This window comes from Leclercia sp., from assembly GCF_036780805.1.
GTDB lineage: Bacteria > Pseudomonadota > Gammaproteobacteria > Enterobacterales > Enterobacteriaceae > Enterobacter.
Genome location: NZ_DAIQCE010000001.1, coordinates 1,073,070 through 1,092,295, shown reverse-complemented (window position 1 = coordinate 1,092,295; position 19,226 = coordinate 1,073,070). Strand labels below are relative to the sequence as shown.

Annotated in this window: 15 protein-coding genes and 1 pseudogene; 7 read left to right on the top strand and 9 right to left on the bottom strand. The window is 58.4% G+C overall.

The window, feature by feature from the left end; genetic code table 11:
• Window positions 1–596: 596 nt before the first annotated feature.
• The 3 genes from V7Q49_RS05035 (at window position 597) to iaaH (ending at window position 6,853) form a co-directional block, all read left to right on the top strand.
• A complete protein-coding gene (locus V7Q49_RS05035; RefSeq protein WP_333849645.1) occupies window positions 597–4,400 on the top strand; it encodes an NAD(P)-binding protein in 3,804 nt (1,267 codons plus the stop codon).
• 225 nt (window positions 4,401–4,625) lie between these two features.
• The gene (locus V7Q49_RS05030; protein ID WP_333849644.1) at window positions 4,626–5,330 is read left to right on the top strand and encodes a response regulator transcription factor; all 705 of its coding nucleotides are present in this window, start codon (window positions 4,626–4,628) and stop codon (window positions 5,328–5,330) included.
• A gap of 80 nt (window positions 5,331–5,410) precedes the next feature.
• A complete protein-coding gene (gene iaaH / locus V7Q49_RS05025) occupies window positions 5,411–6,853 on the top strand; it encodes an indoleacetamide hydrolase (protein WP_333849643.1) in 1,443 nt (480 codons plus the stop codon).
• Here iaaH and V7Q49_RS05020 read toward each other — a convergent pair whose 3' ends face one another.
• Genes V7Q49_RS05020 through V7Q49_RS05010 form a run of 3 tightly spaced genes read right to left on the bottom strand, consistent with a single transcriptional unit; the run spans window position 6,854 to window position 11,608 of the window.
• Window positions 6,854–7,837 (bottom strand): cytochrome d ubiquinol oxidase subunit II, encoded by a 984-nt coding sequence (locus tag V7Q49_RS05020; protein WP_333849642.1) that lies wholly within the window; start codon window positions 7,835–7,837, stop codon window positions 6,854–6,856. It lies immediately after the preceding gene.
• On the bottom strand, window positions 7,830–9,215 hold the full coding sequence (locus tag V7Q49_RS05015) for a cytochrome ubiquinol oxidase subunit I (RefSeq protein ID WP_333849641.1): 1,386 nt from the start codon (window positions 9,213–9,215) through the stop codon (window positions 7,830–7,832). Before V7Q49_RS05015 ends, V7Q49_RS05020 begins: the two co-directional genes overlap by 8 nt.
• On the bottom strand, window positions 9,212–11,608 hold the full coding sequence (locus V7Q49_RS05010; protein ID WP_333849640.1) for a membrane-bound PQQ-dependent dehydrogenase, glucose/quinate/shikimate family: 2,397 nt from the start codon (window positions 11,606–11,608) through the stop codon (window positions 9,212–9,214). Before V7Q49_RS05010 ends, V7Q49_RS05015 begins: the two co-directional genes overlap by 4 nt.
• A 121-nt stretch (window positions 11,609–11,729) precedes the next feature.
• Between V7Q49_RS05010 and V7Q49_RS05005 the strand changes: the two are divergent.
• Window positions 11,730–12,023 (top strand): annotated as a pseudogene (locus V7Q49_RS05005) (dihydrofolate reductase family protein); the annotation flags it as partial.
• A gap of 3 nt (window positions 12,024–12,026) precedes the next feature.
• Here V7Q49_RS05005 and V7Q49_RS05000 read toward each other — a convergent pair.
• Both V7Q49_RS05000 and V7Q49_RS04995 read right to left on the bottom strand, forming a co-directional pair.
• Window positions 12,027–12,623: an NAD(P)H-dependent oxidoreductase gene (locus V7Q49_RS05000; protein ID WP_333849639.1), complete on the bottom strand. Its 597-nt coding sequence runs from the start codon at window positions 12,621–12,623 to the stop codon at window positions 12,027–12,029.
• Between the two features lie 71 nt (window positions 12,624–12,694).
• On the bottom strand, window positions 12,695–13,288 hold the full coding sequence (locus V7Q49_RS04995; RefSeq protein ID WP_333849638.1) for a TetR/AcrR family transcriptional regulator: 594 nt from the start codon (window positions 13,286–13,288) through the stop codon (window positions 12,695–12,697).
• Window positions 13,289–13,431: 143 nt separating this feature from the next.
• On the opposite strand from V7Q49_RS04995, the gene V7Q49_RS04990 reads away from it, so the two are divergent.
• Together V7Q49_RS04990 and V7Q49_RS04985 are read left to right on the top strand one after the other, a co-directional pair.
• Window positions 13,432–14,772 carry a glycoside hydrolase family 10 protein gene (locus V7Q49_RS04990; RefSeq protein WP_333849637.1) on the top strand — a complete coding sequence of 447 codons (1,341 nt, stop codon included), beginning with the start codon at window positions 13,432–13,434 and terminating at the stop codon, window positions 14,770–14,772.
• Window positions 14,773–14,834: 62 nt separating this feature from the next.
• On the top strand, window positions 14,835–15,788 hold the full coding sequence (locus V7Q49_RS04985) for a glycoside hydrolase family 43 protein (RefSeq protein WP_333849636.1): 954 nt from the start codon (window positions 14,835–14,837) through the stop codon (window positions 15,786–15,788).
• Window positions 15,789–15,823: 35 nt separating this feature from the next.
• Here V7Q49_RS04985 and V7Q49_RS04980 read toward each other — a convergent pair whose 3' ends face one another.
• From V7Q49_RS04980 to V7Q49_RS04965, 4 genes are all read right to left on the bottom strand, one after another.
• Complete coding sequence (locus V7Q49_RS04980) at window positions 15,824–16,240, bottom strand: PIN domain-containing protein (RefSeq protein WP_333849635.1); 417 nt, start codon at window positions 16,238–16,240, stop codon at window positions 15,824–15,826.
• The gene (gene vapB / locus V7Q49_RS04975) at window positions 16,237–16,467 is read right to left on the bottom strand and encodes a type II toxin-antitoxin system VapB family antitoxin (protein ID WP_333849633.1); all 231 of its coding nucleotides are present in this window, start codon (window positions 16,465–16,467) and stop codon (window positions 16,237–16,239) included. Before vapB ends, V7Q49_RS04980 begins: the two co-directional genes overlap by 4 nt.
• A 300-nt stretch (window positions 16,468–16,767) precedes the next feature.
• On the bottom strand, window positions 16,768–18,018 hold the full coding sequence (locus V7Q49_RS04970) for an MFS transporter (protein ID WP_333849632.1): 1,251 nt from the start codon (window positions 18,016–18,018) through the stop codon (window positions 16,768–16,770).
• A gap of 69 nt (window positions 18,019–18,087) precedes the next feature.
• Entirely contained in the window at window positions 18,088–18,825 is a 738-nt protein-coding gene (locus tag V7Q49_RS04965; protein ID WP_333849631.1) for a metallophosphoesterase, read from the bottom strand.
• A 107-nt stretch (window positions 18,826–18,932) separates the two neighbouring features.
• Between V7Q49_RS04965 and V7Q49_RS04960 the strand changes: the two genes are divergently transcribed.
• Entirely contained in the window at window positions 18,933–19,217 is a 285-nt protein-coding gene (locus tag V7Q49_RS04960; protein WP_333849630.1) for a VF530 family protein, read from the top strand.
• Window positions 19,218–19,226: the final 9 nt, after the last annotated feature.

Sequence of the window (19,226 nt, the reverse complement as noted above, 5' to 3'; positions counted from 1 at the left end):
AGCAGCACGCTTTATTTATTCACTCTCAAAGGTGGCTTGATTATATTTCTCTACCGTGAAGACGCAGAAAATAAAAAGTAGTAAATATAAATCCCCCCCCGCTCCGCTAATTAAATCGCACAACAGCAAAATGTACGGGAAACTAACGTAGCGGCCACCCGTGCTTTGTGTGGAAAATAAAAAATAATTCCGCTTCAACGAGGCGTTGTGCGTAAAAAAAGCATCACGATGCGACAATGATTTTAATCACCTTTTTAAAGAACGAAGCAGCACGCTGATAAAAAGACCCCGCTGTTCATCAGCGTTCCCGTCTATCATTTAAAGATAAGAGAGCGATAAATCTGGTTCGCGCTTATTTCTGCGAGGGATGTTCAAACTGACCTGGTACTTCCGGGTGGTTTTTTTTTGACTCTGTTCCGCCTTTAATAAAAACCGTGGAGGGGGTAAGCATGCATGAATGTGACGAAAACAGGAGTGAGGACCAGGTTATTCTGCCGTATTTCGATCCCTAAAAATGAATTATTTATTTCCCCATTTAAATACCATGCCGGTTTGTTTTTTTTATTAATAAACACTATCCATACGGGAGCGGTGAGATGCCTATTTTCAGCTCTTTTTGGCAGGCGGGGTTTGAAGGTGCAGATTTTGTTACGCGACAGGGTCATGCCCTTTCCATGGATCACGAAACGGGCCATGACAGCAGACATTACGCTGACTACAGCGCGCTCAGCCCTTTTCACATCGCCACGGTGAGGGAGAGCGTCGGATGGCGTCTTGTTGATAAATCAGAGGGTTACGATTTTTCAGCGGTTGCCGAAAAAATGGCATCGGCAAAGGCGAACGGCATCCAGATCTGCTGGACGATTTGCCATTACGGCTGGCCGGAGGATGTCGATTTTTTCTCAGAGGAGTTTATAACGCGTTTTGCCCGGCTGTGCGGCGCGCTGGCCGCCTTTTTGCGCCCCTGGTATCTGGAGCCGCCGGTCTATTCCCCGGTCAACGAGATCTCCTTCACCGCATGGGGGATTGCCGTAGGCCTGTTTCCTGCCGCCCTTGCAGAAGAAGTGGACAGCATGCAGAGCAAACGGCAGCTGGTTCGCGCCACCCTCGCCGCCTGCGACGCCATCTGGGCTGCCGATCCCCGGGCCAGAATTCTGCACTGCGACCCCGTTGTCCATCTGATTTCTCCCGACGACGACCCAACAGCCGTGCGGGAAGCCGAAGCGTTGCGCACGGCGCAGTATCAGGCGTGGGACATGTTAGCGGGACGGCATGAGCCGGAACTGGGTGGCGACCCGCGCTACCTGGATCTGATCGGGGCTAATTACTACCACGACAACCAGTGGATAGCGGAAAACAACCAGCGCCTCGCCTGGCATCTTGGCGATCGACGACGACGACGATTACACGAGATGTTGCAGGAACTTAATGAACGCTATCACCGCCCCATTCTGCTTGCCGAAACAAGCCATGTCGGCAGTGGACGTGGAGCCTGGATTAACGATGTCGCCTCTGAGGTTGCTCAGGCGCAACTGGCTGGCGTTGAGATCTCCGGGATTTGCCTTTACCCCATTATTGACCGCCCAGACTGGGAAAACTGTGCTGTCTGGCATCACTGCGGTTTATGGGACATCACGCCCGATAAAGAGCGACATCTTAATACCCTTTACGCACGCGCGCTTGAGCAAACCCAGCTCCGGCTGGAACGTTTTCAACGGCTATCAGGCGCCTTTACCTGCACCGGCACAGAGGTATCAGATATGAAAAAAATATATGTCTTTAGTCACCTGCGCTGGGACTTTGTCTTTCAGCGTCCACAGCATCTGATGACACGTCTTGCCCAGCACTATCAGATTGTTTTTATTGAGGAGCCGCTGTATTCAGCGGACAAGCCGGAACTGAAGCTCTCCCAGCCCGCCCCAAACGTTACCGTGGTTCAGCCGCATACCCCGTCAACGAAGCCCGGATTCCACGACGAGCAGATTGCCTGTCTGGAAACGCTCCTGACAGAGCTACGGGAACCGGACGAAACCCCAGTGGTCTGGTTTTACACGCCAATGGCGCTTCCGCTACTGAAGGTCTTCGCGCCGGCAATCGTGATTTACGACTGCATGGATGAACTTGCCGCCTTTGAGAAAGCCCCCCGCCAGCTTTTGCAACGTGAGTCAGCCCTGCTGACCCGGGCGGATATTGTTTTTACCGGCGGCCCCAGCCTGTATGAAGCAAGAAAAGGACGCCACCCGAATATTCACTGTTTTGCCAGCAGCGTCGATGCGGTGCATTTTGAACAGGCGCTGGATCGGGCAAATCATCATCCGCTGCAGGATGAGATCCCCCATCCGCGGCTCGGCTATTACGGGGTTATTGATGAACGCATGGATTTATCGCTGATTGCCGCCCTGGCGGATTCACATCCAGAGTGGCAAATCGTGATGGTCGGCCCGGTGGTGAAGATCGATCCCGCGACCCTGCCCAGACGCAGCAACATTCACTACCCCGGCATGCAGCCTTATCAGGCGTTGCCCCAGTTTCTTGCCGGCTGGGACGTGTGCCTGATGCCGTTCGCGCTGAACGAATCCACACGATTCATTAGCCCGACAAAAGTGCTCGAGTACATGGCCGCGCAGCTGCCGGTGGTGAGTACCGCCATTGCCGATGTTGAAAAACCTTATAGCCACGTGGTGGCCGTTGCCCATGACCAGGCCGCCTTTATCGCCGCCTGCGAACAGGCGCTGGCGCTACCGGATGAGACCCGAAAAGCGCAGCAGCAGTCGATGCAGCGTATTATCGCCAGTACCTCCTGGGATAAAACCGTGCAGAGCATGCACGCGCTGATTGAGAACGCATTTTCACGCTATCTGAATGCCTCCGCCGCGCCGGTCAACGCCGCGGAGAACGGCCCTGACGAGTCTGCCTCCGAACCGGTTTTACGCCTGATCCCGCCGAAGACGGCCCGGACGGAAGCTGAAAAGTGTTTGATTCTTGGCGCTGGCCCGACCGGGCTGAGCGCAGCCTATCATTATGGCGAAGGGGCGACCTTACTTGAGCGCAATGCCACGGTCGGAGGGCTCTGCCGATCCGTTCAGGACAAAGGTTTCACCTTTGATTATGCGGGCCACATTATGTTTTCCGCTGACGAAGAGGTGCTGGCGCTGTACAAAACGTTGTTAGGCGACAATATCCACTGGCAGATCCGCGAAGCCTGGGTCTATACCGACGGGGTCTATACCCGCTACCCCTTCCAGGGATCGCTTTACGGGCTGCCGGCTACGGTAGTTAAAGAGTGCATCCTCGGCGCCATCGAGGCGCGCTACGGCACGGGCTCCGGCGTGCAAAGCATGACCCCGACCTGCACCGAGAAAACCGGTCAGGGTAAACATCACCACGACTGCTGTGCCGATGGCGCGGTGCCGGACTACATCAGCGCCGACGCGGCAGAAAAAGCGCCAAAAAAAGGCAGCTTTGAAGCCTTTATCTATGAGACATGGGGCAAGGGTATCGCCCGGCATTTCGCCATCCCCTACAACAAAAAGTTATGGACGGTGCCGCTGTCGGAAATGGAAACCTCCTGGCTGGGTGGCCGTGTTCCCCTGCCCGATCTGGAGCAAATTATCGACGGTGCCCTGAACGAAACCGCGAAGCCGATGGGCCCAAACGCGCGCTTTGGTTATCCACTGCAGGGCGGTTTCCAGGCGCTGATGAACGGGTTCCTGCCGCACATTAAAGGACGGATAGAAACCGGGGCTGAGGTGAGTAAAATCTATGCCAATCAGCACATTGTGGCTCTCTCTGATGGGCGGCAGTATCGCTATGAGCATATGATCAGCACTCTGGTACTGCCGGAGCTGATTCGCCTGATGGGTGACGAAGTGCCGCCAGAAGTTCGCAAGGCGGCAAAAGGCCTGCGCCACGTCTCGGTGCGCTGCGTCAATCTGGGGATTGGCCGCGACAATCTGACCGACAAACACTGGATCTACTACGCCGGTAAGACGATATTCCACCGCATTTTCGTGCAGGGCAACGCCAGCCCGCTCTGCAGCCCGCCTGGCTGCTGCGGGCTGACCTGTGAAATCAGTTACTCACCGGATAAGCCGCTGCCGGTTGACGGCCAGGCACTGATCGACCGCTGCATTAAGGAGTGCATCGAATCCGGCATCATTTCGGCAGAGGATGAGATTATCACCGCCAACCAAATCGATATTCCTTACGCCTACGTGATCTACGATCAGAGCCGGAAAGAGAACGTGGAGACGATCCGCAAATGGCTGTTGCTGCACGGCATCACCCTGGCCGGACGCTATAGCGAATGGGAATACTACAACTCGGACCATGCGTTTATCGCCGGGAAAGTGGCCGTTGAAAAAGTCCGGGGATCGGCTTACCGGCACTCTGTGTCCTGAGGTTTAAATCATTAACCTGTTCAGCCGTCGCCGTTTGCGCTAACGTATTGTTCGCAACCGGCGACGATCAGGCCCTCGCCCACTGCTAAGCAAAGACAAAGGGGCACAATGTTGATGTGCTTTCGTCGTATGAGTTTATTGTATGTTGTAACTATGGGTAATCGTGACGCTGCGCCCGGCCTGTTCTACACTCACTGACACAAAACCACAGGGAAAACATCAGGCATGGAGATCCCGTTAAGTCACCACGAGCTTCATCTCTTCTCGCATATCCTGTGGCAACTCGGCTCGGGCCAGGGCAGCCGCGCCCTGCGCCAGGAGACGCTGGAAAATGTCTGCGCCCTGTTGCAGGCCGATTTTGCAGCATCCTGCATCTGGTCTTCTACTACCAACACCTCACGCCACGGCGTCAGCTGGAACATCGACGAAAAAGCGATGCGCGAGCATGCCAGCACCTGGCAATACATCGATCCCATCACCCCACTTCTGCGCGCTAAGCAGCGCCCGACGCTGGTTGATGACGTGATGCCTGCCCGTGAGTTATACAAAACGTCTTTTTATCATGAGTTCCTGAAACCCTGCGGAATGCACCACGGCGTGAATGTCTATTTTGTCCGTGAGGGTGAAGACGTGGGCGATCTGCGCATCTGGCGGGCAAAAGGTGCCCCGCCGTTCGGGCAACGCGAGATCGCCCTGCTGCAGTTGCTGGAGCCCTGGTTTGCCAGAGCCTTGCCCAAAGGAGAGGCATCCTCGCCGTTAACCGCCCGCGAGCAGGAAGTCGCCAGCCTGGTCAGTAAAGGCCTGGGCGATAAAGAGGTCGCCCGCCTGCTGAATATCAGCTTCACCACCGTCCGCACCCACCTGAATCAGGCCCTGAAAAAGCTGGACTGCGCCAACCGCACGGAGCTGGCCTCGCGCCTCAGGCATTAACGCCTCCTCAATCCTGAGGATGGCGGGCGGGTTGCAGATTTGCCTAAATGTTGCGGTTACCTACTGTACGGAAACCGCCAATGAAAATAATAACACCCGCAAACCCTGCACAACTGGATACCCTCACCGCCGCTGACGCGGCACGCCTCATCAATGAACGAAAGGTGTCGAGCGAAGCGCTGGTCCGCGCCTGCTTAGCCCGCATCGATGCCCAGGACCATCTCAACGCTTTTATTACGGTCGATGCCGAACAGGCGCTGGCGCAGGCAAAAGCCTGGGATAACCACCTCGCGAACGGCGGCGCACCGTTACCGCTGGGCGGCGTCCCCGTCGCGGTAAAAGACAACATTCACGTCGCCGGTTTGCCCAATACGGCCGGTACGCCTGCCCTGAAAAATTTCGTGCCCAACACCACCGCCCCGGTGATCCAGCGCCTTATCGACGCGGGCGCCATTATTATTGGCAAATGCAACATGCATGAGCTGGCTTTTGGCGTCACCGGCTACAACGCGGCGTACCACACGCCTGCGATAAAGGGCGTGCGCAATGCCCACGATGTCAGCCGCATTGCGGGTGGATCCTCGTCAGGCAGCGCGGTGGCCGTTGCCGCCGGGATGGTGCCGGTGGCCATCGGCACCGATACCGGCGCGTCGGTGCGCCAGCCCTGCGCCCTGAATGGCTGCGTCGGTTTCCGCCCCACCACCGGACGCTATTCGCAGGCGGGGATCACCCCCATCTCGCACACCCGGGATACCGCGGGCCCGATGGCCCGCAACGTTGCAGACATTGCCCTGCTCGACAGCCTGATGGCCGGGGGCGAAGCGTTACCCCCTAAACCCGCTCAGACCATTCGCCTGGGGATTGCGCCCTGTTTCTGGCAGGCGCTGGACGACGAGGTGAGCCAGCAGGCCCACGCCGCGCTCGCCAGGCTGCGCGATGCCGGAGTAACCCTGGTAAGCGTGGATATGCCGGGGCTTGAAGAGGCCAACGCTGCCGTCTCTTTCCCGGTGGTCATGTACGAAGGCAAGCACGATTTGATGGACTATTTACAGGCGCATGAGACCGGGCTGACCCTGGAAGATATCGTGCAGCACATCGCCAGCCCGGATGTACGCGCCATCTTTGAGCACGGCATTGTGCCGGAACTTATCCAGGACGGTAACGGTAACCCCGTCCCGCTGCGGCCGCTGTATCAGCAGGCGATCTCACAGGGGATCGGGCGGCTGATTGCCCTCTATGAACAGACCTTTCGCGACCATCAGCTCGACGGGCTGATCTTCCCTACCTCGCCGGTCGTCGCCCCGCTGGCGAATGATGAGGTCAGTTCCGCGGAAAATTTTGCCCGATTGATCCGCAATGTGGATCCCGGCAGCAACGCGCGTCTGCCGGGACTGACCCTGCCGGTCGGGCTAGGTGGCACCAGCCAGCTGCCGGTGGGGCTGGAGATAGACGGTTTACCGGGCAGCGATGCGCAGATTCTGGCGATGGGTGCCACGCTGGAGCGGATCCTGGCGCAGACTTGATCACCGAATTTTCCCGCTAAACAGCCTGAATCCCCAGGTGTTGTACAGCAGCGTCACCGGAGCCAGCAGCGCAAAGCTTATCAGCAGAAAGCGTTGGGTCTCCGGGGGCGCCGCCGCCTGATGAAGGGTAATTGACGCCGGAACAATCCACGGATAAAGCGTAAACACCAGCGCGCCAAAGCCGCTACTCACCAGCACGAGGATCCCGGCCAGGGGGAGAAACGGATACCCGCGCTTAAGGCTGAACCACACCATAACCCCACCAACCAGCACCGTCCCGGCGAACGGCAGCCAGATGCCGGGATTCTGCAGATGCAGCCGCCATGTCTCCTGGAGGTGCCCGGACCAGAAGAGGACCCCGGCCATCAGCAACAGCGCGATCGCCGTCAGCCACGGGAGAACCCGCCTCGCCCGATGCGCCAGCGCCCCGGTGCCACGCCAGATCAGCCAGCCCTCGCCCATCAGGCAATAAACCGCCACCAGCGACAGCGCGCAAAAGAGCGGGAACGGACTAAGCCACTCCCAGCCGGTGCCGGTAAACTGCTGCCCGTTGTTGGGGATCGTCTGGATCACACTCCCGGCAATGATGCCCTGCGCCAGCGTCGCCAGCAGCGAGCCCGTCACCAGCAGCGTATCAAACAGACGCGGGGCATAGTGGCGATACTCAATGGCCATGCCGCGTACCACCAGCGCCAGCACCAGCGTAAAGACCGGCACGTACAGCGCGCTCAGAATAATGGCGTACGCGAGTGGAAACAGGCCGAAGAGACTCCCCGCCGCCAGTACCAGCCAGGTTTCATTCCCGTCCCAGATGGGCAGTAACGAGAGGTTGATCTTATGCCGGGCGTCCTCGTCAGGTTGAAAGGCGCAGAGCATGCCGGTGCCGAGATCCGTTCCGTCCAGCAAAACGTAAATCCACAGGCTCACCACCAGCGACGCTGCCGACAGGGCCTGAAGGAGCGGCACGCCCATCAACTCATGCATCGGTTTCCCCTTTCCCGGTGCGTCGGGCAACATCGGGCTCGGCCCCCTCTTCCTCCGGCATAGGCGGTCTGGCGAGCAGGCGCAGCAAAAACCACAGCCCCAGCCCAAACAGCGCCAGATAAAGCGTGACGATAAGAATGAACGAGCCGAGAATAAAATGCGCCGCCACGGGCGAGATGCTTTCTGAGGTACGCACCAGACCGTATACCGTCCAGGGTTGCCGCCCGGCTTCGGTCACCATCCACCCCGCCAGCATGGCAAAAAAGCCCGCCGGGGCCATCATCACCATCAGACGCTGGAGCCCGCGCGACTGCCATAGTCGCCCTCGCACTCGCGCAACCAGTCCGGCTATACCGGTTACCACCATCAGCAGACCCAGCCCCACCATAATGCGAAACGCCCAGAACACCAGCGGCACCCAGGGCAGTTGATCGGGCGGATATTGATTCAGACTGTGGATCGTCCCCTGCAGGTTATGCCGCAGATACAGGGAACCGATATCGGGAATGGCCAGCTCAAAATGATTCCGGTGTTCTGCCATATCCGGCAGCGCAAAGAGCCGCACCGGCTCGCCGTGTCCGGGCGGAGGCGGATCCCAGCTTCCCTCCATGGCGGCCAGCTTCACTGGCTGATAATCCCGGGTATTCTCTCCATGCAGATCCCCCAGCATGACCTGCAGGGGTGCCATGAGCAGCAGGGTCCACATCGCGACAGAAAACATCTGCCGGGCCGCCGGATGCCGGGGATCGCGCAGCAGATGCCATGCGCCACAGGCACCCACCAGACAGGCGGTACCCAGAAGCGCGGCCACCACCATATGCGCCATCCGCCACGGGAAAGAGGGATTGATAATCACCGCAAACCAGTCCACGGGCCGGAAGCGCCCGTCGGCGCCGATCAGATACCCGTCCGGGGTTTGCATCCAGGAATTGGCGGCAAGGATCCAGAAGGCGCTAAACACCGACCCCACCGCCACAATGCAGGTGGCCATAAAGTGGATCCACGGCCGCACCTTGTTCATCCCGAACAGCATCACCCCCATAAAGCCTGCTTCCAGAAAGAAGGCCACCAGCACCTCCATATAGAGCATCGGCCCCAGCACCGCCCCGGTACGACTTGCCAGCCCGCTCCAGTTGGTACCGAACGAGAACTCCATCACCACCCCGGTCACAATCCCCACCGCCACGTTCAGGGCGAACACCTTACTCCAGTAGCGCCAGAGACTGAGCCAGACGGGCTGCTTACGCCACAGCCAGAGCCCCTCGAGCACCATCAGAAACTGCGCCAGCCCGAGGGTGAACGCCGCCAGCACAATATGAAAGCTGATGGTAAAGGCGAACTGACTGCGCGCCAGCAGGAGTAAGGTCTCAGGACTCATGGCAGCGCATAAGCCATCAATGAATCCCCCGACCGGGTCCCGAGGCCGCCGTGTCCCCCCGCCGCAATCACCACGTATTGCTTACCGTCCTCCCCCTGATAGGTCATCGGGGTGGCTTGCCCGCCCGCAGGCAATCTGGCGCGCCATAGCTCTTTGCCGCTGGCTTCATCGAAGGCCCGGAGATAATCATCTGCGGTGGCACCGGTAAAGATTAGCCCGCTCTGGGTGATCACGTTCCCGCCCATCATAAAGATACCGGTCGGCAGCGGCGCGTTGATATGGGTGCCAAAAATGTTCATATCCCGGGTCGTCCCCGCCGGCCGTTCCCAGATGATTTTTTTGCTCACCAGATCGATGGCGTACAGTTTCCCCCACGGCGGCGCATTGCAGGGGGCATCCAGCACGCCGAGCCAGGGCTTAACGATTGCCGCCCAGGGCGTACCGTACTGTGGCCCAACGGCAAACTCCTTCGGTTTCGGATAGGCTTGCCCGCTCCCCCAGCCCGCCCATTTTTTCATTAACCCCTTCTGAATCGCCTCTTCGCTTTTCATGATCTGCATGGTGAACGGGATATAGCTGGTATTGGCGATCAGCACGTGATGCAGCGGATCGACAGAGGCACCGTACCAGTCAATCACCCCATCAAAGGCCGGATAGGCAATCGAGGTACCTTCGGCGGGCGGGGTAAATTGTCCCTGGTAGCGATACTGGTGGAACTGGATCCGGCACAGCAGCTGGTCAAACGGGGTCGCGCCCCACATGTCGGTATCCCGCAGATCGGCAGGCGACAGGTTCGGCATGCCGACGGAGTCGGGCTGCACCGGTGAAAGCCGTTCCCCGGGAAGTGACGGCGTCACGGGTACCGGCTTCTCGTTAACGTCGGTAAGGGGCTTGCCTGTTCGTCGGTCCAGCACAAACAGCTGCCCCATTTTGGTGGTCTGCACCAGCGCCGGGGTGATGCCTCCATTACCGTCGGGCAGATCGAACAGCGTTGGCCCGATGGGCACGTCATAGTCCCAGACGTCATGATGCACGGTCTGGTAATGCCAGCGCTCCTCGCCGGTACGGATATCCAGCGCCACCAGCGCACTGGAGTAGGTCTCATCAAAGGGACGGCGTTGCGCCCCGTAATAATCCGGCGTGGCGTTGCCAATGGGGATATAGACCAGCCCCAGCTCGGGATCCGCGGTATAAGTGCCCCAGCCGTTAGGGGTTCCCCGGGTATACTCCTCGCCGGGCTTCAGCGGGGAGTTGGCAGGATTACGCCCCATGTCCCAGGCCCACGCCAGCCTGCCGCTTTGCGTATCATAAGCCCGCACCACGCCAGAGGGTTCCCCGGTGGCCTGGTTATCGTAGATCCAGCCCCCGAGGACAATACGCCCGTCCATCACCAGCGGCTGGGAGGTGATGAAATGAAAACCGGGCGGCACCTCGCCCAGATGGTCCGTGAGGCTGACAAAACCCTGTTGCCCAAAGCTGGCACAGGGTTTCCCGGTCTCGGCATTCAGTGCCACCAGCCGGGCATCGGCGGTGGTGGTGATGATTTTCTGCGGGCAGGTGCTGTCGGTAGCGTCGTCACTCCAGGCCACTCCCCGGCAGGCCAGATACTCATTGGCGGAGGTATCGCTTTGCGGATCGAATTTCCACAGCGGTTTGCCGGAGGTGGCATTGAGGGCAATCACCTGACGATGCGGGGTGCAGATATAGAGCACATTCCCCACCTTCACCGGGGTGACCTCAAGATTAAACTCGCGTCCGGCCTTATCCTCCCCCTCGCGCTTCACATCCCCGGAGTCAAAACGCCACGCCTGTTTCAGCTGGCTGACGTTCTGCGGGGTGATCTGCATCAGCGGGGAAAACCGCTGCCCGTCGGCGGTACGGCCATAGTATTTCCAGTCAGGATCGCCTGGCGGCATCTGCGCTACCCTGCTCGCCGGAAATTCCTGGTGATGGATAAAACGCGTATCGGAGATATGCCAGCCGGTGACGAATATCGCGGCGATGGTCAGTACATAGAGGAGCCCCGGGGCCATAGCGCTACGTCTGGCGGAAAGGGTAAAGGTGAGCGGGCGGATCACCCACGGCATGCTGATCCACAGGCCGAGCACCGCCACCACCAGCAGGCGCGGTATCAGCTGCCAGCCATCCAGCCCCACCTCCCACACCGACCAGCCAACGCACACGAGAAACACCAGCAGATAGAGCCACACCCCGCTCAGCCGCCGACGCAACAGCAGCACGCCGCTGAGCAAAAAGCCGACCCCGAACAGAATAAAGACCACCGGGCCGCCGACATACGCCAGCCAGCCGCCGAGAATAATGTATGCCAGCCCCACCAGGGCGACCAGTACCCCGGTCACCACGGCCCAGAGACGAGATGTTGTCTGTGGCATTCTCCACCTCTTTTGTAAACTCACGTCAATAAAGTGTAAGCAATCGACGGGAAGGCGTACTAAGAAAGTGGGGATGCAGTGATTTAATGACGCGGGTGCTAACCTCTCTACACTCAACTTGCTGCCCGAGGCGCTGAAGGGCAACGTGCAGTTCTCCCGCCGCACGCCAAAGGAGGTGATGGATGACCTGGCGGCGCAGAACGTACAGCACGTCTATATCGATGGCGGCCAGGTTATCCAGTCGTTCCTGCGCGAAAGGCTGGTCGCCGATATCGTTATCACTACCGTTCCTGTCCTGCTCGGTTCGGGAAAACCGCTGTTCAGCTCCCTGTCGCAGGATATCGATTTGACCCTGTTATCAAGCCGCAGCTTCCCTTCGGGGCTGGTGCAGTCGCACTATCGGCTTACGTCATAAAGCCTATAAGGCATCGAGGATGTTCAGGAAATCGTCAACCTGTTCCGGCGTGGCGGTGTCTGCCTGATAGAGGATATCCAGCCTGACGTCCTTGAGGCCACAAAAGCCAAAAACACCTTCGACGATCTGGGTTTGTATCGCTTGCGAATAGCCGTGTTTGTCGAAACCTTCAGGATCGGTACCGGCCGTTGCGATAAGGCGAACCGGCACATCACGTAGATTACCCACAATCCGCCCGTCCTCTGCCACTTTATAGGCCCAGTTAAGGGTGAGAACACGGTCAAACCAGCCTTTCAGCAGACCAGGCACCGACCACCAGTAGACCGGGAAAACAAACACCAGCATATCGGCCCTTTCCACGCGCGCCTGCTCACGCAAAATATCTGCGGGTAGCGCGCTGCCATCCCCGTGATAGACATCAAGGTCAGGACCAACCATCGCCGGGGCAAAGCTTTCGGCATGGAGATCGGCAATCTCGACCTGAATATCCTTCTCACGCAGGCGCCGGGCAATGCGTGCCGACAGCGAATGGGATAACGAACTGGCGACAGGGTGCGCCGTCACGATCAGGGCATTCTTGACATCATTTTTGACAAACATAGTGACCTCAGCACGGAGATGAATGTCCGGCTATGTTACCATTAGTAACTTATAGATCAATCTGTCTGCGGTTATTTTGTGCGGTTCGCGTATACGTTCAGTACACCAAACATCGCCCCACACAGCATCTCTTCTGCGACGTGACGGGCCAGCACGCCGTTGCTGGCGGCGGTACTGAGCGCATCCGCCGCGCCAATAATGGCCGTCAGCGCCGCTTCACCCTGCACGCCTTTCAGCGTGACATAAGGGGCAAGCGCCGAACGCAGGCAGTCTGCACACTCGGCGACGCAGGCCTCGCGGAAAGTCTGCAACGCCCGGGAACCCGAGAGCGCGGCCGCAATGGGCCCGGTCTCTGGCCCGCTGGTCATGGCGCAATCAATGTAGGCGGCACTGAAAAAGCGCACAGTATTCTCGAGCGTTTTATTATCGACCGTCAGCGTTTCACGGAATTTTGCTAACTGCTTATCGCTATAATCCTGATACAGCGCCATCAGCAAGCCTTCACGATCGCCAAAGTGATCGTAAGGGATAGGCTTGGTGACGTTAGCCCGCTCCGCCAGATAACTGAGCGTCAGTGCCTCGGTGCCTTGCTGACGCACGATCCCACGGGCAACCTCCAGCAACTGCACCCGTCGATCCTCTTTTCGCAACCGCTTAACAACCATACATGCCCCATATCGTTTCTATACCAAAGGTAGTTTACACGATTTGCCCGACCAGCAATATGGCAGGTATTGCGTGCAATCACCGTTAAGAATTGACTTACCCCCGAATAGAACGAAAATAAATGTTCCCGGCGTCTGTATAAATGGAGTCTATCATCGCCTGTTCACGTCATTCCCGGCTTGCCACCCACCTTAAACGTTCAGGTGCCCTGATCGCCTGGGCGCTATTGCTGGTCAGTTGCAGCTCAACGCCGCCAAAATCGCTGGTCACCCCGCTCCCGCCGGTGGCTAAACATCCCCTGCCGGATAAAACAGGACGTCATGAGCCGGTGCGCGGCGTCTGGCTAACGACCGTCTCCCGTCTGGACTGGCCGCCGCTGGAGTCAGTGAACGGACGCCCTGCTCCCTCGCGGATCGCCATGCAGCAAAAGGCGCTGACCGATAAGCTCGATAACCTGAAAAGCCTCGGGATCAATACCGTGTTTTTCCAGGTCAAACCCGACGGCACCGCCCTGTGGCCATCTAAAATTCTGCCCTGGTCGGATATGCTGACCGGCAAAATCGGGGAAGATCCCGGCTACGACCCGCTGCAGTTTATGCTCGATGAAGCGCACAAGCGCGGCATGCGGGTCCATGCCTGGTTTAACCCTTATCGTGTATCCACCAACACCAAGCCCGGCACGGTGGCAGAGCTAAACCGCACCCTGTCGCTCAATCCGCCGAGCGTGTTTGTTCTGCATCGCGACTGGATCCGCACCGCAGGCGATCGCTATGTCCTCGACCCCGGCATTCCTGAGGCGCGGGAATGGATCACCAGCATCGTGGCCGAAGTGGTGTCGCGCTATCCGGTGGACGGCGTGCAGTTTGATGACTACTTCTATACCGAATCCCCGGGCTCGATGCTGAATGACAGCCAGACGTACCGCCAGTATGGTCAGGGTTTTGACTCGAAAGCCGACTGGCGACGCGATAACACCCAGCAGCTGATTGCTCAGGTGTCGCGCACCATCAAGCAGATTAACCCCAACGTCGAGTTTGGCGTCAGTCCGGCTGGCGTCTGGCGTAACCGTTCCCACGATCCGGCCGGGTCCGATACCCGGGGTGCTGCGGCCTACGACGAATCCTTTGCCGATACCCGTCGCTGGGTGCAGCAGGGCCTGCTGGACTATATCGCCCCGCAGATCTACTGGCCGTTCTCCCGCGATGCGGCGCGCTATGACGTGCTGGCGAAATGGTGGGCTGGCGTGGTGAAACCGACCCATACCCGGCTCTATATTGGCGTCGCGCTGTATAAGGTGGGCGAACCCTCAAGCAAAGAGCCCGACTGGACGGTGCAAGGCGGCGTGCCGGAGCTGAAAAAGCAGCTGGATTTGAATGAATCCGAGCCGCAGATCGACGGCACAATCCTGTTCCGGGAGAACAACCTCAATCAGCCCCAGGCGCAGGAGGCGGTGCGGTATCTGAGAACCCGCTGGGGGTCGTAGCCTGTTTGCGGTAACGCCGACCCTATTTCATACTAGCTTAAAGACTTTAGAGAGGGGTTCTCATGAAAGTATGGCCTAACCCTTTCATTGAAGACCGCGCCGACCCGCATATCCTGCGGCATGGCCAGTGGTGGTATTTTACGGGCTCCGTTCCGGAGTATGACAGCCTTGAACTGCGCTGCGCAGACACACTGCTGGGTCTGCGGGATAGTAAGCCCGTCACCGTCTGGCGTAAACCCAACACCGGCCCCTGTCGCGAACTTATCTGGGCGCCGGAGCTGTATCAGATTGATGGCTTATGGGTCATTTACTTCTGCGCCGCCCCCTCGCGCAAACAGATCGATGGTCTGAGTCAGCACCGTATGTTTGTTCTCGTCTGCGACGGCGACGATCCCATGACAGGCAGCTGGCAGGAATCGCACCGGATCGCGACGCCGCTGGACACGTTTTCCCTGGACGGTACCTACTGTTTTCATCAGGGAAGACACTGGTATCTGTGGGCGCAACAAAACCCGGATGTGGCTGGCAACACCTGCATTTACCTGGCGGAACTGAGTAATCCCTGGACCCTGAAAAGCGAGCCGTTGATGCTCAGTCAACCGGAATTTCGCTGGGAGAAAAAAGGTGGAGACGGCGTCAATGGCGTGAATGAGGCACCGACCACCATCACGCATGAAGACCGGCTGTTTGTCGCCTACTCTGCCGCGGCGACCGATGAGAATTACGGTATGGGTCTGCTATGGATCGATAAGGATGCCGACCCGTTGCAGTTCAGTAACTGGGTGAAACTGGATCACGCCGTGCTCAGTACTGACGAAAAGAACGAACAGTATGGTCCCGGGCACAGCTGCTTCACCACAGACGAAAACGGACGTGATGTACTGGTTTATCATTCGCGTAATCACACCGGCATATCAGAAGGCCCGGCTCACATCCGGCATACCCGGCTGAAATATTTTTGCTGGGACAAGGAGGGTATGCCCGATTTTGGCGTGCCCCCTGCGGAAAACCATTAAAAGGGCCTTCTGTGATCAGGGCGTTGTGACTGTATTCAGTTAACCCAGTCTTCCAATGCCAATCCCGGCACTCGAGTAAACTCCCGCATATTATTGGTGATCAGAATGGTACTGGCGGCAATGGCGTGCCCGGCAATCGCTGCATCGTTAGGACCGATCGGCGTCCCGGCTGTAGCAAGTGCGGCCTTGATTTCTGCGGTGGCATCTACTGCCGCCCGGTCCCAGGCCAGGACGGCATCGAGGCGGGCGCAGAACGCGTCGACCAGTAGACCGTGGCGGGGAGAAGCCTTTTTGCCGATCGCTCCGAATCGCATTTCGGCATAGGTGATGGCCGAGACCACGATGCGGTGATTACGCAGCACTGCCTGCTCCAGCCGCCTGAACACCGCTTCAGGCTGCTCACGCATGATGAAAGAGCAGATATTAGTGTCCAGCATATAGGTCTTGTTCACAGATCAAATCGTCCTTCGTCGCTGATAACGTCCTCGCGCTCCGCCATAAAGTCCGGATCGGCCTTTTCCAGCTGCGCAAAAGAGCTCCAGGTCGGGCGGACGGGACGCAGGATGATACTGTCCCCTTCCCGGATAATCTCCAGCTCGCTTACCCCCTCAAAATCCAGATCCCGAGGCAGACGAATGGCGCGGTTGTTGCCGTTTTTGAATATAGATACGGTTCTCATGGTATTTCTCCTGGTGGGTTGGGCTTTATACATATGCTAAGTATATGCAGATGCCTGGCATATGTATAGTCAGGGTGTCTCCAGCCTGATGCTTCCTCAAGCCTCGTTTAGTGCGCGGTGATATACGGCTCTTTCACAATTTGCATGCAACGTTCGCCCACAGAGAATACGCAGTCACTCTACGGCGCTGATAACGTCAAGAAAAGCGTTAACCCTGAATTTCAGAGGGTTATTTTTAAGTTTACGAGGCTCCTTCCAGAAAGGAATCCCCGGGGGCGCTGCGCTTGCCCGGCCTACGAACTACAAACTGCCTGCCGAGGTGTGTGATGCCATTTGAGAACCACTCTCGAGCCGTCGAATTGCCGGCACCAGGCTCGCCCCCGCGGTGGCAATCACCACCGCAACGGCGGAAACCAGCAGCACGTTGCTGGTACCGTAGTGGATCGCCAGCGGGCCGGCGATAAGCTCCCCGAAGGGAATGGCGACAAAGGATCCCACCGCGTCATAAGCATAAACCCGGGCCAGCTTGTCCTGCGGAATATGGGTTTGCAGCGACTGGGCCCAGGCGACACCAAACAGACCAAAGGTCACGCCCGCAATAAAGAACGCGACCATCAGCCAGGGGGTGGCCGCAAGCTGGCTCAGCATCAACGGGGGTAACGCGCAGAATGACACCAGCAGCACTCCGATAAAGAGGTCGCGGCGCGGACGCCAGCGCAGCGCGAGAGATGACCCGACGATCAGCCCCACGCTCTGGGCCGCAATAATCATCCCCCAGTGTGCACGCCCAAAGGAGGCATCGGCAATCACCGGTCCGAGCACCATCATCACGCCGCTGAAGGCCGCATTAACAATGGTGAACTGGACGACGATAGCCCACACCCAGGCCCGGCTGGCGAACTCTTTCCACCCCTCTTTCAGATCCTGCAGGATATTGCTTTGCGTGGAACCGCCTTCGTGTGGCTTAACGCGGATTAAATAATAGAGCGGCGCGGCGGCGGCGAATCCCAGCGCATCAATGGCCAGCCCCCAGCCGGGCCCGACGGCGCTTATCAGAATCCCGCCCAGCGATGCGCCGATCACCGTTCCACCGTAAATACCGGCCTGCAGAAAGGCGTTAGCTTCACGCAGGTTCCGGGCGGGAACCGTCTGAGGGATCAGGGCGGAGGATGCCGGTAAGGCGATCCCGGCGGCGGCCCCGTTCAGGGCACCGAGCAAGGCCAGCCCGATCACCGTGGCGGAACCGTCCAGCACCGACCAGGCCACAATCGCCTGCGAGATGGCCGCCACGAGAGAAGAAGAAACCAATACCCGGCTGCGGGAGTAGCGGTCCGCTAACACCCCGCCCAGCAGCAGGAACAGCACGTTAAAGATTGACCTGGATGCAACAACGACACCCAGATCGGAGACCGATCCCCCGATATCCAGCACCGCAAAAGCCAGCGCAATGGGGGCAATACCGTTGCCCAGCACGGTGAGAAAACGGGCGGCAAACAGAGAGCGAAAGGCGGAGAAATGAAAGGCTCGAAGATTTTTATTATGCGTTTTCATCGGTTCAATAGCAGCGGGATTGGGAAACAGAGTATATAGGAACGGTGTTTCAAAAACATCCGTTCGCGCTCAAACCCCTACATGATGGCTGGTAAGTTCCCCATCAACGTAGCGGTGGATCATCAGCCCCGGCGCGTTCTCTACGGGAGGAACCTTATCGGTACCAAACCAGACCGGATTGGCCGGGCAGACGGAGGTACAGATATGGGCCGGAATGCCCGCAAACATCCCTGCTACCGGTCTGTGTACGTGCCCGGATGCAATGGCGAGCGGTCGGTTCACTGAGCTTTCGATGACCTCTTCCAGCTGTTCCAGCCCTCTACACCTGCTGTCATCCAGCGTCGGTATCCCGGAGACAAAAACATGATGATGCAGGAACAGTAGCGACGGCATGGCGTCTGCCCGGTCGAGCTGGTTCTCCAGCCAGTCCAGATGGGCCGTCACCGAGCCATAATCCTGTCCCTCCACTGTCGAATCGAGACCTATCAGACGCAGATCGTCAGCATCATAAACCGCATGCAGCGCACCGTCACAGCCATTCTTCGCCCACTTGTCCTCTCCCCATACCGCACGCATCAGACGGCGATCGTCTGAGTTACCCGGCAATATTAAGGAAGGGTAAGTCTGCTGACGCAGGCGGGCGGCGATCTGTTGGTACCCCTCAAGCCAGCCATCGTCGGTTAAATCCCCGGAGAGCACCAGCACGTCCGGTTGCAGTTGTGCCAGCCACCCGAGCACCCGGTCAAAGCGGGCCAGATGATCATTGTCAGGGGCGGCGTGAATATCGGAAACCTGGGCAATCAACATGGCGTTTTCCTTAGGTTCGGGAGCCCTTCAAGGCGCTTGCTGGCCCCCGGCTTTTCTTGTACCCTTCCCCGCTTTCAACCCCTTGCCAGAGACTAAAAAGGATGCCTGTGACCGCTCACCCTTCGAAAGATCCTTTGCATGGCGTCACGCTTGAGATGCAGATTAATGCCCTGGTGGCGCGCTACGGCTGGGCGCAGCTGGGAAAGCTAATTAAAATCAACTGTTTTAACAGCGACCCCAGCGTCAAATCCAGCCTCAAGTTCTTGCGTCGCACCCCATGGGCGCGCGCCGAAGTCGAAGCCCTGTATCTGGACTCGCTGGAGGATCCCGCGCCGGCAAAAGCCGACGACGAGACCACCAGCCCGTGGGACAGAGCGCGGGCAAACAAGTAACCCCGCGCG